Genomic DNA, 14,942 nt, shown 5'->3' with positions numbered 1-14,942 from the left:
AAGCCATGGCGTCATGCAAGAGCCATCTACCCCAAACGTACAAACACGACGAAAGGAGCTTCTTCATGTTTAAGCGCAACGTTCTCGCGGTATCCATGACCCTCGCTGCCCTGTGCTCGGCACAGGCTGCATTCGCAGACGTAAACGGCGGCGGCGCCACTCTGCCACAGCCGCTGTACCAGACTGCCGGCGTACTGACTGCCGGCTTCGCCCCTTACATCGGCGTTGGCAGCGGCAACGGCAAGGCTGCTTTCCTGAACAACGACTACACCAAGTTTGTGGCCGGTACGACCAACAAGAACGTGCACTGGGCGGGTAGCGATTCCAAGCTGACGGATGCCGAACTGCTGGCTTACAAAAACAACAAGCAAGCGGGCTGGGGCAAATTGATCCAGGTGCCGTCGGTGGCCACTTCGGTTGCCATTCCGTTCAACAAGGCCGGCGCCAACGACGTTAACCTGAGCGTTAACCAACTGTGCGGCGTGTTCTCGGGTCGCCTGACCAACTGGAACCAGATCACAGGCTCCGGTCGTACCGGCGCAATCAAAGTGGTTTACCGCAGCGATGCCAGCGGTACCACTGAACTCTTCACCCGCTTCCTTAACGCCAAGTGCACCGAAGCCAAGGCTTTCGCTATCACCACCACCTTCTCGTCGAGCTACGGCAATGTGGCCAACAGCGTTCCGACGGGTGCTGTTGCCGCTTCCGGCAGCCAAGCCACAATGACTGCGTTGAGCAACACCGACGGTGGTATCACCTACATGAGCCCGGATTACGCCGCGACCACGCTGGCCGGTCTGGACGATGCGAAAAAAGTCGCTAAGGTTGCCGGTGTTTCGCCTGCTCCTGGCAACGTATCGGCCGCTATCGGTCAGATCCTTGCTCCAACTCAAGCCCGTCCTAACGGTACGTTCATCGACGCCACCAACCAGGACAACTGGGTTCCAGTATTCGCAGCCACTGCGAGCGGTTCGGCCACCTTCGCTTACCCATCCACCGGCTACCCGATCCTGGGCTTCACTAACCTGATCTTCAGCCAGTGCTACGCCAACGCTGCCCAGACTACCCAAGTGCAAGACTTCTTCCTGCGTCACTACGATGCAGCCATCAACAACGACACCGCCATCAACGACAACCGCTTCGTACCGCTGCCAGCTAACTGGAAACAAGCGGTAACCGACACCTTCGCGACCGTTTCCAACGCCCAAGGCATCGGCAACACCAGCGTCTGCAACGGCATCGGTCGTCCGCTGTAACCCCTGCTTTCAACGACCCGCAACACTGATCAGCAACGGCCTGTGCCGTTGCTGATTTTTTTTGCGTTAGCAGCCGTATATGAACTTTGCATGACAGAAGTTCAGTCGCGCCCCTCGCCAACCGCCTAACCCTCATACGTGCGCCTGTCTTGCCCCGGGGCGCTAACAAAGAAGGAAGATTCCCGATGGTCCGCTGCAAACCCACGCTCAAGCTGAATGCCCAGGGCCCGCGTGCCCAGACCGTGTTGCGCCTCAAGCCGCTGGCCCAGGCCATTGCCTTGTTGATGGTGGCGGGCAATGCCCATGCCGCCCAGGCGTTCAGTGCTGCGTGGTTTGCCGAAAAAGGCGCGACGCGCGCCACCACCGCTGCGCGTTTGAGCGCGGGGCAGGTGCCGGGCATGCCGACGCTGAGCCAGCAGGCGCAGGTCAACCAGCGCTTGGCGCGGTCCATCAGCACGCTGAACACCAGCGTCGCGGCGATTGCGGCCCAGCAGGCGGCGCAGGCGGCGGGGCGGCAGGCGGCGTTGGGGCAGGTGTCGACTATTCCCGATGGCCTGGGCAAGGGCGGTTTGCAGGTGGACAACAGCCTGACCCAGGGCTGGATCAACGCCAAGGCGCCGACCCAGTCCCAGGCGGGCGGCAAGACCACGGTGAGCATCGAGCAGACCGCCGACAAGGCGATCCTCAACTGGGAGACCTTCAACGTCGGGCGCAACACCACCGTGGACTTCCAGCAGCAGTCCAACTGGGCCGCGCTGAACCGCGTCAATGACCCGAATGCGCGGCCGAGCGAGATCCAGGGCCAGATCAAGGGCGCGGGCACGGTGATGATCATCAACGCCAACGGCGTGGTCTTCGGCGGCACCAGCCAGGTCAATGTGCGCAACCTGGTGGCGGCGGCGGCGAGCATCACCGATGAGCAGTTCACCCAGCGCGGCCTCTACGTCGATACCACCGGCACCCAGCCGACCTTCACCGACGCGGCCGGCAAGGTCGAGGTGCAGCGCGGTGCGCTGATCCAGACCCACAACGCCGCCACCTCCACCGACGCAGGCGGCTATGCCTTGCTGCTCGGCACCGAGGTGGAAAACGCCGGCACGATCATCACCGCCAAGGGCCAGACCACCCTGGCGGCCGGTGACAGCTTCTACATCCGCAAAGGCGTCGGCACGGCGGGCAACGAACGCTCCACCACCCGTGGCAATGAAGTCGCCACAGCCCTCAATTTCGAGAGCGTGGCGGGCAAGGTCAGCAACAGCGGCCTGATCATGGCCTCCACCGGCGACATCACCCTGACCGGTCACCAGGTCCAGCAAAACGGCGTGGCGCTGGCCAGCACCTCGGTGGACACACGCGGCACGATTCACTTGCTCAACTCGGCCAGCGACAGCGCTGGCAGCGTGACCCTCGGCGCCGGTAGCACCACCGCAATCCTCTTGGATGCCAGCGGCAGCACCGCGCTGAATACCCAGAAAAACAACGGCCTGACCCTGCTCGACGGCAAGCCGGCCAACCTGATCGACGGCCAGTTCGACCACCTCAGCGCCGTGGCCGACCGCACCGACCAGTCGCGCATCGAGATCGTCAGCGGCGGCACCGTGGACTTCCAGAAAGGCTCGATCACCCTGGCCACCGGCGGCCAGGTCGCGGTCAGCGCCGGCCAACGCAGCCTGGTGCGCGATGGCGCGATCATCGACGTGTCGGGGGCGGTCGGCGTCAAGGTGGCGATGGAAGCCAACAACATCAAGATCAACGTGCAGGGCAACGAACAGCGCGATGCGGCGGTCAACCGCGACAACGGGCAACTGATCAACAACGACGTGTGGGTGGACCTGCGCGAGCTGGTGTTTGTCGCGGCGGGCACCAACGGCTATGCCACGGACCGCTGGTACACGGCGGGCGGCTTGCTGGAAGTTGGCGGCTACCTCGGCACCCAGGGCCACTCGGTGGGTGAGTGGATGGCCCAGGGCGGCACCGTGACCTTTACCGGCAAGGATGTGGTGACCCAGCAGGGCGCGCAGATCAACCTGTCGGGCGGTACCGTGGATGTGCAGGACGGCTACATCCGGCAAACCTGGCTCAAAGGCCCGGATCGCCGCCTGTATGAACTGTCGCGGGCGCCGGGGGACATTCTCTATTCCGGGATCTACAAGGGTTATGAAGACACCAGCGTGCGCTGGGGCCAGACCGAGTATTACTACAACCCGCTGATCGCGCCGCAGGGACGCAACGAGGCCGGTTATACCGTGGGCCGCGATGCCGGCAAGCTGGTGGTCGGCACCACCAGCGCGGTGCTCGAAGGGCAGGTGGTCAGTGATGTGTTCCAGGGCGAGCGGCAGATGCAGGCGCCGGCGATCAACCTCGACGGCTACCAGCAGTCGCAGAACGCGATGGCCCAGCGCGCGCAGTTGATCATTGGCCAGTACGTGCCGATCTATAACAAGACCACGGGCACCTTGCGTTATGCGTTGGGCGCGACAGCCGAGCAGGTGTTGATCGACAGCAACACGCAGAAAATCGCCGACGGCCTCGATCTCACCACGGAACTGCCAACCGAGCGTCAGGGCCAGGTTGTGCTCGACAGCGAACAGCTCAACGGCTTCCAGTTGGGCGCGGTCAAGGTTGCAGCCAACCAGCAAGTCAGCGTCAACGGTGCGCTCAACGTCGCCGACGGCGGCACCATCACCCTGTTCGCGCCGGGGGTGGCGGTCAACGCCAACCTCACGGCCCACGGCGGCAGCATTCATGCCGGGAACATTCTCAGCCAGGTCGATCCGCTCAAGGACGGCGCGGTGGCGGATACGATCCTGCCGGGCGACGGCAGCCTGACGGTGGCGGAAGGGGTCAAGCTGGACGTCAGCGGGCGCTGGAACAACCTGCTGCTGGACGCTTCCGACAACACCGGCGTGGCCTATGTGAACGGCGGCAAGGTCTCGCTGCGCGGCACCGGAGACATGAGCCTGGCGGCCGGTAGCGTGGTGGATGCGTCTTCCGGCGCCACGCTGGGTGTGGACGGCAAGCTGGCGGGCGGCAAGGGCGGCAACGTGACCTTGAGCGCACTCGGCGCCCTGGGCCTGGACGGCGAGCTGCGTGGCTACGGCGTCAACGGCGGGGGCACCCTGGCGTTGCAGACGCGCAAGGTGCAGATCGGCGACAGCGCCGTGGCGGCGGATGCCGACACCCTGAAACTGGCGGGTGACTTCTTCAACAAGGGCTTTTCGGCCTACGACATCACGGGCAACGAAGGTTTGCTGGTCACCGACGGCACGCAGGTCGATGTCAGCGCCCCGGTACTGCGCGCGGGTGAGCAGGCGTTGTCTGCCGCCACCGGCAGCGATCCATCCATCGTATTGGAACGCTGGACCCCGGCGCTCTACCAGGAAGACGCGATCAAGGGCGTACTGACCCAGCGTCGCGGTGCAACCCTGAGCTTGAACGCCGGCGAGAACAACTCCACCGCCGAGCAAATGGCAAGCACCGTGCTGACGGTGGGCCAAGGCGCGGTGATCAATGTTGACCCGGGCCAGGCCATCAACCTGCGCAGCGTCGGCCAACTGAACATGGACGGCACGCTGAATGCCTGGGGCGGCAGCATCACCCTGGGAGGGCTGCGCGCCGCCGCGTCCGATGCGGTGAACTCCCTCGGCCATGGCCGCTCGATCTGGGTCGGCGAACACGCGCTGATCGATGCCGCAGCGCGGGCCGCGACCGCGCTGGACAACCGTGGCCGCGCCTATGGCGTGGTCCGCGACGGCGGCACCATCAATATCGGCGGCACCCTCGACCTGGCGACGGGCATTGCCACCGCCAGTGATTTGTTTGTGGTGGTGCGCGAAGGCGCGCGCCTCGACGCTTCCGGCACCCAAGCGCCATTGAACATTGCCGGGCAGGGCCTGGTGCAGCAGGCCAGTAATGGCGGCAGCATCAGCCTGGCGTCGAATAACGGCCTGTACCTGGACGGCAGTTTTGTCGCCCGGGCGGGCGGCGCTGGTGCGGCGGGCGGCAGCCTGGCCGTGGCGCTGGAAAGCCCGAACTACGAGCGGTTCACCGCCGTCGATCAGGTGCTCAAGGGCCGTGAATTGCTGATCAGCCAGACCCATCAGCGTCACGACCTGGCGGGCACGCCAGAGGATGCTGCCGCAGGCCTGGAATACGGCCATGGGCGCCTGGGGGTGGATCAAGTCAGCGCGGGTGGCTTTGATAACCTGGCGCTGATGAGCAACGGCATCATGGGCTTTGACGGCGACGTTGCACTGGCGATGGGGCAGAGCTTGCGACTGTTCGGTTCGGCGTTTGCCCTCAGTGAAAATGCTGCCGGCGATTCGCGGGTCAACCTGTCGGCGCCGTATCTATTGCTTAGCGGCATCAACACGCCCGGCAAGGACCAGTACATTCGCCCGATTATCGAGCTGCCCAAGCCGTCGTTTCAGGAGACAGCCGCGCAGTTCAATGCCAGTGGCAACCTGATCGATGTGCGCGGCAGTGTGTTGTTTGGCCTCAAGGGCAGCCTGAACCAGGCGGACTGGAGCTTGTTGGACATCGAGCGTCGCGGTTTTGATCAGGTGAACCTGACCAGCCAGGGCGACCTGCGCTTCCTCGCCGGGCCGAATGAGAACGAAATCGGGCCGGGTATCAGTACCCAATTGCTGACCCAGGGCGACATGACCCTGCGTGCGGCCCAGTTGTATCCGGGCACCCAGGCCAGTGCGCGGGTGATTGCCGGCTACCTGGGGGAAGAGGGGCTCAACTCGATCCAGTTCGACCCGTTGCGTAGGCTGACCATCGGCCGTACCGGCACCGCCGACGCCGCCATGCCGTATTCGGCCTTCGGCCGCCTGCAACTGGGCTCGGCGACGGTTAACCAGGGCGGTGTGGTGCGTGCGCCATTGGGCCTGATCGACATCGGCAGCATGGGCAGCAGCCTGGTGCAACTGTTGCCGGGCAGTCTCACCTCGGTGAGTGGCAAGGGCCTGGTGCTGCCGTATGGCGGCACGCTGGACGGCCAGGAGTACCGCTATAACGGGCAAAAGGTCACGTTTATCGGCCAGGGTGGCGTGGCCACGGCGATGAGCGATCTGAGCGTCGGGGTGATTCTCGGCGGTACTACAGTGGCCGTGCAGCCGCAGGCCACGCTGGATCTTTCCGGCGGTGGTGAATTGCTCGGGGCTGGTTTTATTTCTGGCCGTGGCGGCTCTACCGATGCGCGCTTCAACCCGCTGGTGCAGTTCGGCGCCAACGGCGGGTTTGTGCTGCCGGGCCTGGCCACCAACCCGATCTACGCGATTGTGCCGGGGATCCAGCCGGGTGCCGCGCCCGTGGCGCCGGAAGGCGGCGCTTCAGCGCCAATGGTCGGCCAGCAGGTCACGATCGGCGCCGGCGTGCCGGGGTTGCCGGCGGGCACCTACACCCTGATGCCCTCCACCTACGCGCTGCTGCCGGGGGCCTTTCGCGTGGAGGTCAATGGCCTCGCCGGGCTTGGCAGCGACGCGGCGACCACCTTGATGCGCAATGGCTCGTGGGCCACTTCCGGGCACCTGTCGATTGCCAATACCGGGATCAGCAACAGCATCGCCAGCCAGTTGATCCTGACATCCGCCGATACCCTGCGCCGTTATTCCCAATACAACGAAACCAGTTATGCCCAGTTCGCCAGGGCCGACGCCGCGCGGCTAGGTGTGCCGCGACCGATGCTGGAAGCCGACGCCAAGACCTTGAAGCTTGCGCTGCGCCCCGGTGCGGGGGCCGATGGCTTTTCGTTCGAGGGCGTAGGGCGGTTTGATCCTGCTTCAGGCGGGTACGGCGGTACGGTGGCCGTGACGGACCCAACTTGGCAGGGCATTGAAGTGATCGGCGCCGGCAAGGCCGCCACGGCAGACTACGCCGGCATCACCCTCAAGGCCGACACCCTCAATGCCTTGGGCGCCTCACGCCTGGTGGTGGGCGGGATGACCGTGGTGGAGTACGGCCAGTCCGGCAACTTTATCAGCCTGGCATCCGGCGCCAATGGCGCCAACAGCACAGTCATTTTGCGCGAGGGCGCCACCCTTGCCGCGCCGGAAGTGTTCCTGGTCAGTGATACTGGCGCCATCGTGGTCGAGCAGGGCGCCTCGATCAACACCCTCGGGCGTGGCAAGGCCAGTTACGACGCGCGTGACGGGTTTATCTACCAGGTGCTGAACATGCTGGCCGTGTCCAACGGGCTGCTCAATGTGGTCAGTGGATCTTCGCAAAACGGGATCAGCCAGGGGATCAACGTCGGTGCCTGCGACAGCGGCGCCTGCAGTGGCGGGACCGGTCTGTATTCCGATGGCAGCATTGTCGCCTTGACCAACGGCACGTTCCAACTGGGCGACTCGGTGCGCTACGGCACCCGTCACCTCAACCTCGGTGTCAGCGCGATCAACCTGGGCAGCGCCGAAGCCCTGGCCGCAGCGGGTAACCGCGTGCCGGCCGGCCTGACCCTGACCCAAGCGCTGCTCGACCGCCTGCTGCGCGGCGACACGCAATTCGGCGCACCCGCTCTGGAAACCCTGCAACTGTCCGCCCGCGACAGCTTCAACTTCTACGGCAGCACCAGCCTCGACACCTACGACCCGCTTACCGGCAAGTCGCTGCTGAGCAACCTGATGCTGTCCACCCCGGCGATGTATGGCGCCGGCGGCGCCAACGATGTGGCGACGATCCACACCGCCAACCTGATCTGGCTGGGCGCCACCAACGCCCCTGGCACCGTGGTGACAGGCGGCGCGGGCACCGGCAGCGGGCGCCTGGACATCAACGCCGAGCGCATCGAGTTTGGCTATGGCGACTTCGGCCAGCCAAGCAATGTGAAAAGTTTCGACCGCCTGGCCCTCGGGTTTGCCAACGTCAATCTCAACGCCAGCGAGCGCGTCACCGCCAACCACAAGGGCAGCCTGAAGGTGTACCAGAGCCAGGGCGCCTATGACCCGGTCACCGGCTTCCAGTACAGCGGCGGCAACCTGACCATTCGCACACCGCTGATGACCGGTGTTTCCGGCTCGGTGAACCGCATTACCGCCGGTGGCGCGATTGATATCGGCGCCTCCGCAGGTTCCCGTGGCACGGCCAGCGGCCAGGGTGCCGAGCTGGCCTTGCAAGGCGACAGCATTCGCGTGGCCGGGGCGGTGGTGTTGCCCAGCGGCAAGGTCAGCCTCAGTGCCCGTGGCGATGTGGTGTTGACCGATGACGCCCTGATCGACGTGGCCGGGCGCCCCATCGCCTTCAACGATGTGACCCAATACGGCTGGGGCGGCGACGTGTTGCTCGACAGCCGCAACGGCAATATCCGCCAGGCCGCCGGTTCGACCATCGACCTGTCGGCCCAGCACAACCAGGCCGGTAAATTGCGCGCGGTGGCAACCGACGCGGCGGCCGGGATCGTCGATCTGCAAGGCAAGATCCTGGGTAGCAGCAGCGGTTATTACGCCGCCGGTGGCACGTCGATGCCCTACGAGGCCGCGACCGTGGAACTCCAGGCCCAGCACCTGGGCGGCAGCGGTTCCCTCGACCAGCAGTTTGCCGACCTCAACGGGCGCCTCAATCAGGGCGCGGTCTATGGTGGCCGCAGCTTCCAGCTCAAGCAGGGCGACTTGACCATCGGCAACGGCCTCAAGGCCGGCAACATCAGCGTGTCCCTCGACAACGGCCGCCTGCGCGTCAACGGCCTGGTGGACGCCAGCGGTGAACGCGTCGGTAGCATTACCCTGGCCGGCAAGCACGGCCTGACCCTTGACGGCACGGCGGTACTCGACGCCCACGGCAGCAAGCTGCGGGTGGACAGCTACGGCAAGATCATCGACTCGCCCAACCGCGCCATGGTGGCGCTGGGCTCTGGCGACGGCCAACTGACCCTCGCTAGCGGCGCCCGTATCGACCTGCGCCACGGCACCGACGGCGCGGCCGGCAACGACGGGCGCAATCGCGGCACCCTGGAACTCAACGCGCCACGCCTCGGCAGCAATGACATCGCCATCGACGCCAGCGGCCGCGTGACGATCCAGGGCGCGCGTTCCATCAGCCTCAATGGCATGGCCACCTACGACGATGCCCCGGAAAAAACCGACGCCACCGCCAGCGGCAAGCCGTATCAGGAGATCACCCAGGGCTACCTGGATGGCAAGCACGTGCTGAGCAACGACTTCATCAAGGCCGCATTGCAGAACACCAATTTGCTGCAAAACAAACTCGCCGGGCTGAACAACGCCACCTACGCCGAGGCTTTCCATGTGCGCCCCGGCGTGGAAATCGTCAGCAAGACGGCGGACGGTGACCTGGTGGTGCAGGGCGACCTGGACCTGTCCCGTTATCGCTACGCCAGCCTCAACCCCCATAGCCAGCAGGATGACACGGTCTACGGTTCCGGTGAATCCGGCAGCCTGACCCTGCGTGCCGGTGGCGATCTGAATATCTACGGCAGCATCAACGACGGCTTCGCGCCGCCACCGTCGTCGGCGGACGATAAAGGCTGGGTGTTGCTGCCGGGTATCGACTACCGGGGCGGCACAGTGGTGGTACCGGGCAACGGCGTGACCCTGGCCGATGGCACGGCGTTCCCGGCGGGCACTACGCTGAACTATGACCTGCCGATCAAGGGCCTGACGGTCGCGGCCAACACCCGGCTGCCGGTGACGGCGACGCTGGGCCAGGAGCTGGTATTGCCGGCCGGCAGCGTCGTCGCGGCGGACGTGCGCGATGCGGGCGGCAATCTGTTGTTCGCCGCGGGCACCTTGCTCAGCGAGGCGCAGACATTGGCCGAGGGCACGCAATTGGGCGCCGGTACGCTGTTGACCGAGGGCACCGTGTTGCAGGGCATGCTCTGGCCGAAAGGCGTGCCGTTGCCAGGCGTGCATCAGGCCAACCTGAGCAACAACCTTGTGTTGCTCGATGGCACCAAGGACTTGCCCAAAGGCGCGCTGATTCCTGCCGGCACCAACGTGAAATTGCCCGATGGCGTGAGGTCGGTGCAACTGCGTGCTGGCGGGTCCGGGCAGCTGTGGGCGATCGCGCCGATGCTGGCCGAGGGCACGCAGTCGTGGTCGTTGCGCCTGGTTGCAGGCGCCGATACCGAGGCTGCCGACAGTCGCATCCTGCAAGCGCATCCGCGCAGCGGTGATCTGCATCTGGCGGATACGCATTACGGCATGTTCGCCAAGCAATTGCCGCCGCGCGGCGTGGAAGTCTGGACGGCGGCTGCGGTCGCGTATCTGGGGGGCAAAGGGGTGACCGTCAAGGTGGGTGATCCTGTCGATCAGCAGGTACTTGATGGCCTCAACCAGGGTTCGATCAATGATTTTTGTGGTGCGTCCCCGCAGTTCTGCAAGACCACGGGGGCTTATGTCTTCACCCAGTACTCCGTCGATCGCTTCGCGAGGGCGGGGGTCGTGGTAACGCTGGGTGCAGAGATGACCGACGAACTGGTGTATCGCTTCAACCGGTTTACCGTGGACCAGTTGTGCGCCGCCAGCATGATGTTTTGCCAGCTCAAAAACCCGCTGGAATATGCGGCCGCGCCGGCGAGCACACGTTTCAGCGTGATCCGCACCGGCACCGGCGACCTGGACTTGTTGAGTGCAGGCAACCTGAGCATGGACTCGTTGTATGGGGTGTACACCGCCGGCACGTCTTCGTCGGGCACGTTCGAGGGCGACCCGTATAACCAGCCCAAGGCGAAGCAGGGGGTGGCGAAAACTGTGCTGAGCGCGGGCAGCCTGTTCGAGCAATTCGTCAACGGCTCGCCCACCAGCCTGTACCGGGCGTGGTATCCAGAGGCAGGGGGTAATCTGACGATCACTGCCGGGGGCGATTTGACCGGTGATATCACCAGCACCACTCTGAACACTGTCGGGCGCCCCGATCCCAAGGATATCGGGACCGACTCGGCCAACGTCGGCAACTGGCTGTGGCGCCAGGGCAGCAATACGGTGGAGACCGGAGGGCAGGCGCAGCCGAGCGCCTGGTGGATCAACTTCGGCAGTTACGCTGTGACAGCTTCGGGGGCCGATACCATGCTTGGCTTCACCGGATTTGGCACCCTCGGCGGCGGCGATCTGACGGTTAATGTTGATGGCAACGCCGGGGTCTTGAATACGCTAGGTTATGGCCTCAGCAACACGGCGATGAACCCCCATAGCCAAGGCCTGGTGCTGGCAGTCGGCAGTACGGGCAAGGTTGCCAGCGACGGCAGCTTGCAATTGACTGGCGGCGGCGATCTGCGGGTGCGCATCGGCGGCAGTTTGAACCCTGCCAGTCTTGCACTCTCCGATGACCACCGTGATGGCGTGCTGGTCAACCTTCGCGGGGACGTGCAGTTGCGCAGCGCCACCCTGGGCCGCGTCGATCTGCTGTACGGCAATACGTCCACCGAACAGAGCCCCGGCGAGACGCGTGCATTCGACCCGCTGGTCTCGACCCGTGGCGTAGCGCGTGGTGGGCTGACCCTGGTGCCGGGTGACGCGACGTTCAATGTGCAGACCCTGGGCGATCTGGTGGTGCAGAACGTTGAAGACCCGGGCCGAGTGCCAATCAACCATGCCTCGCCGTTTGCACAAGGCACCACCCTGGGTACCGGCTCCAGTTGGTTCACGTTGTGGACCAAGGACACGGCTATCGATCTGTTCTCCTTGGGTGGGAACCTGACGCCGTTTACTCGATCCGATACGCCGGCCGACCTGGCGGTGGTCTATCCGTCAATTTTGCGGGCAACGGCGGCTGGCGGGAGCCTGTATTACGGTAAAGCGGCCTTGCCGCAGCAAAACAGTGACAACAACTTCACTTATCCTTTGCTGTTGGCGCCAGGACAGAATGGCCAGTTGCAATTCCTCGCCCAGGACTCGATCTACGCTGGTGGTATGGCGGTCAGCCAGTCCGGGACGGCGCAGAGTGCGATGGCGACCCCTTGGAACCCTGCGTACCAGGGAAAAATCGGCAATGCCGTGGTGGTCAGCAACCTGTCGGCCAGTGGTAACTCGGGCAATCAGCCATTGTTTGTGTTCGGGGCGGGCTCCACAGCGGCGACATCCACTTCCAGTGTTGAACCGGCGCGGTTTTATGCAATAGATGGTGATTTGGTTGGGGTAAGCAGTGGTAGGGCAATCACGTTTGGCACAGCGCAAGTTGCACTCCATCGAGGTGAGACCTGGTATGAGGGAAATGGCGCCGTACGGATGATGGCCGGACGGGATGTTGTGAGCAGTGGTCGTATGTTTGGCAACGCTGACATAAGTAACCTCCTAGTCCCAACCGACAACCTCTTCATCCACAAAAACCCCAACGACATCTCCATCGTCTCCGCCGGCCGCGACATCCTCTTCAGCAACTTCCAAGTCGCCGGCCCCGGCCTGCTGGAAGTTTCCGCCGGGCGCAACATCCTGCTGACTGGCGCCGGCGGCGAGCACAGCGTGACCAGCCTCGGCGCGATCCTGCCGGGCGATACCCGCCCTGGTGCGAGCATCGTCATGCAGGCCGGTGTCGGCGCCAACGGGCCGGATTACCAGCGCTTCGTCGCGACCTACCTGAACCCGCTCAACCAGGCGCAACCCGGTGAGTCGTTGCAGGGCGTCAAGGTTGCCAAGACCTACGAAAACGAACTGGTCACCTGGCTGGCCGAGCGCTTCGGCTTTGTTGGCGACAGCGAGCAGGCCAGGGCCTACTACGCCGCGCTGCCTGCCGAGCAGCAACGGGTGTTTGCCCGCGACGTGTACTTCGCCGAACTCAAGGCCGCTGGCCGCGAGTACAACGAGGACGGCGGCGTGCGCCAGGGCAGCTACCTGCGTGGCCGCACCGCGATTGCCGCGCTGTTCCCGGACAAGGATGTGGCCGGCAACCCGATCACCTATCAAGGCGATATCACCTTGTTCAACGGCTCGGGCGTACACACCAATGCCGGCGGCTCGATCCAGATGTTCACCCCGGGCGGCGGCCAGACCTTCGGCATCGAAGGCGCGGCACCACCGTCCACCGCCGGGGTGATTACCCAGGGCGCCGGGGATATCCAGCTGTACTCCATGGGCAGCATCCTGCTCGGGCAAAGCCGGATCATGACTACCTTTGGCGGCTCGATCATGGGCTGGACCGCCGAGGGCGACATCAACGCCGGGCGCGGTTCCAAGACCACTGTGGTGTACACGCCGCCCAAGCGGGTCTATGACAACTGGGGCAACGTGAGCCTGTCGCCGTCGGTGCCGAGTACCGGCGCGGGGATCGCCACGCTCAACCCGATCCCGGAAGTGCCGGCGGGGGACATCGACCTGATTGCGCCGTTGGGCACCATCGATGCGGGCGAGGCGGGTATTCGCGTGTCGGGCAACATCAACATTGCCGCCCTGCGGGTGGTGAACGCGGCGAACATCCAGACCCAAGGCAAGTCGTCCGGGGTGCCGGTCTCGGCCACGGTCAACACCGGCGCCATGAGCTCGGCCAGCGCGGCGGGGGCGGCGGCGTCCCAGGCCGCAGAGGATGCGGCGCGCAACCAGCAGGCGGCAGCGAAGCAGGGGCGGCCGTCGATTGTCACCGTGGAAGTGCTGAGCTTTGGCACGGAGCCGGTGCCGCGTGAGCCGGAGCAGAAGAGCTCCAGCTACAACCCCAACAGCCCGGTGCAGGTGCTGGGCGCCGGGCCGCTGAGCGAACAGGCGCGGGCGCGGTTGACGGATGAGGAGCGTAAGCAGATCAGTTTGTAGATTTTTGAAGGACCTCTCGATGTAGCTTTGGGGCGATCACTGATCGCCCCGTTTTTTTGATGCTTGAGAATGTATGCAGATCCAAATGTGGGAGCGGGCTTGCCCGCGATAGCGGTGGATCAGTGGAAGAATATGCTGACTGACGCACCGCCATCGCGGGCAAGCCCGCTCCCACACAAGCCCATTCCCATATTTTTGGTTGTGCCCGGCCGTGCGAAATTGCCCCCCAGCCAATCCTAAATGAAGCTTTCATGACAAAAGTTCGGTAGCTCCCGCCCACCCCCGTCTCTCCTATGTAACGCGCTGGATACGATCAAAAGTCGTCGCCAAAGCCGTCAGCAGGACGCCAGGAGTGGGGCAAATGGGAACTATGGAACGTTACTCGAAAGTCGGTATGCAGGAGCTCGATCAGCGCCTGTCGAAGATCGTCGAAGCCGCGCGCAAGAAGCCGGTTTCGGTGTACCGCTACGGCGCGCCGTGGGTGTGGATCGTCTCCCAGGACGATTGGCAGGGCGCGTTGAAAGAAGTCTCCAGCTTTATCCCGGCGGGGCATTCGCTGGTGTTGCTGCGCCCGCAGATCGACGAGGTGCTCGACAGCCATCGCGACTGGCTCCAGCCCGAGCCGGGCATGCTGATTGCGCCGCACACCGTGGTGCACATCCTCCTGCTGCAACTGCTGTATTCGGTGCCCAGCGAGCAACAACTGCACGAGCAACTCAATTACAACCTGCTGTTCCGCTGGTTTGTCGGCCTCGACCTGAACCAGAAAGTGTGGGGCATCCATGTCCTGCAACGGGACATCGCCAGCGTGCTGGGCAACCCGCGTGCGGTGCAGTTGATCCAGACCATCATCGGTGAAGTGTTTTGTGGCGCCTTGCTGCACATGCCGGAGTTCTCGCTGAACTTCGCCTTGCTGCACACCTGGCTGGCCCGGCACAGCCACCTTTCGACAACCAGCAATTGAGCAGGCCAGACGCCGTGCAAACGGCGA

2 protein-coding genes and 1 pseudogene are annotated in these 14,942 nt (G+C 64.4%); all 3 read left to right on the top strand.

The genetic code is table 11. The features are described 5' to 3' along the window. Positions 1-65: 65 nt before the first annotated feature. The gene (locus tag ACU688_RS20005; protein ID WP_448186088.1) at positions 66-1,256 is read left to right on the top strand and encodes a substrate-binding domain-containing protein; all 1,191 of its coding nucleotides are present in this window, start codon (positions 66-68) and stop codon (positions 1,254-1,256) included. A 185-nt stretch (positions 1,257-1,441) separates the two neighbouring features. Beyond that, positions 1,442-13,951, top strand: a complete 12,510-nt coding sequence (locus ACU688_RS20000; RefSeq protein WP_448186087.1) for a filamentous hemagglutinin family protein — start codon at positions 1,442-1,444, stop codon at positions 13,949-13,951. A 361-nt stretch (positions 13,952-14,312) separates the two neighbouring features. Beyond that, a pseudogene (locus ACU688_RS28095) lies at positions 14,313-14,709 on the top strand (transposase); the annotation flags it as partial. Positions 14,710-14,942 lie beyond the last annotated feature (233 nt).

This window comes from Pseudomonas acericola (SeqCode), from assembly GCF_053456465.1.
Note: the sequence above shows the minus strand (reverse complement) of the source record. Positions and strands in the feature narration are given on the sequence as shown.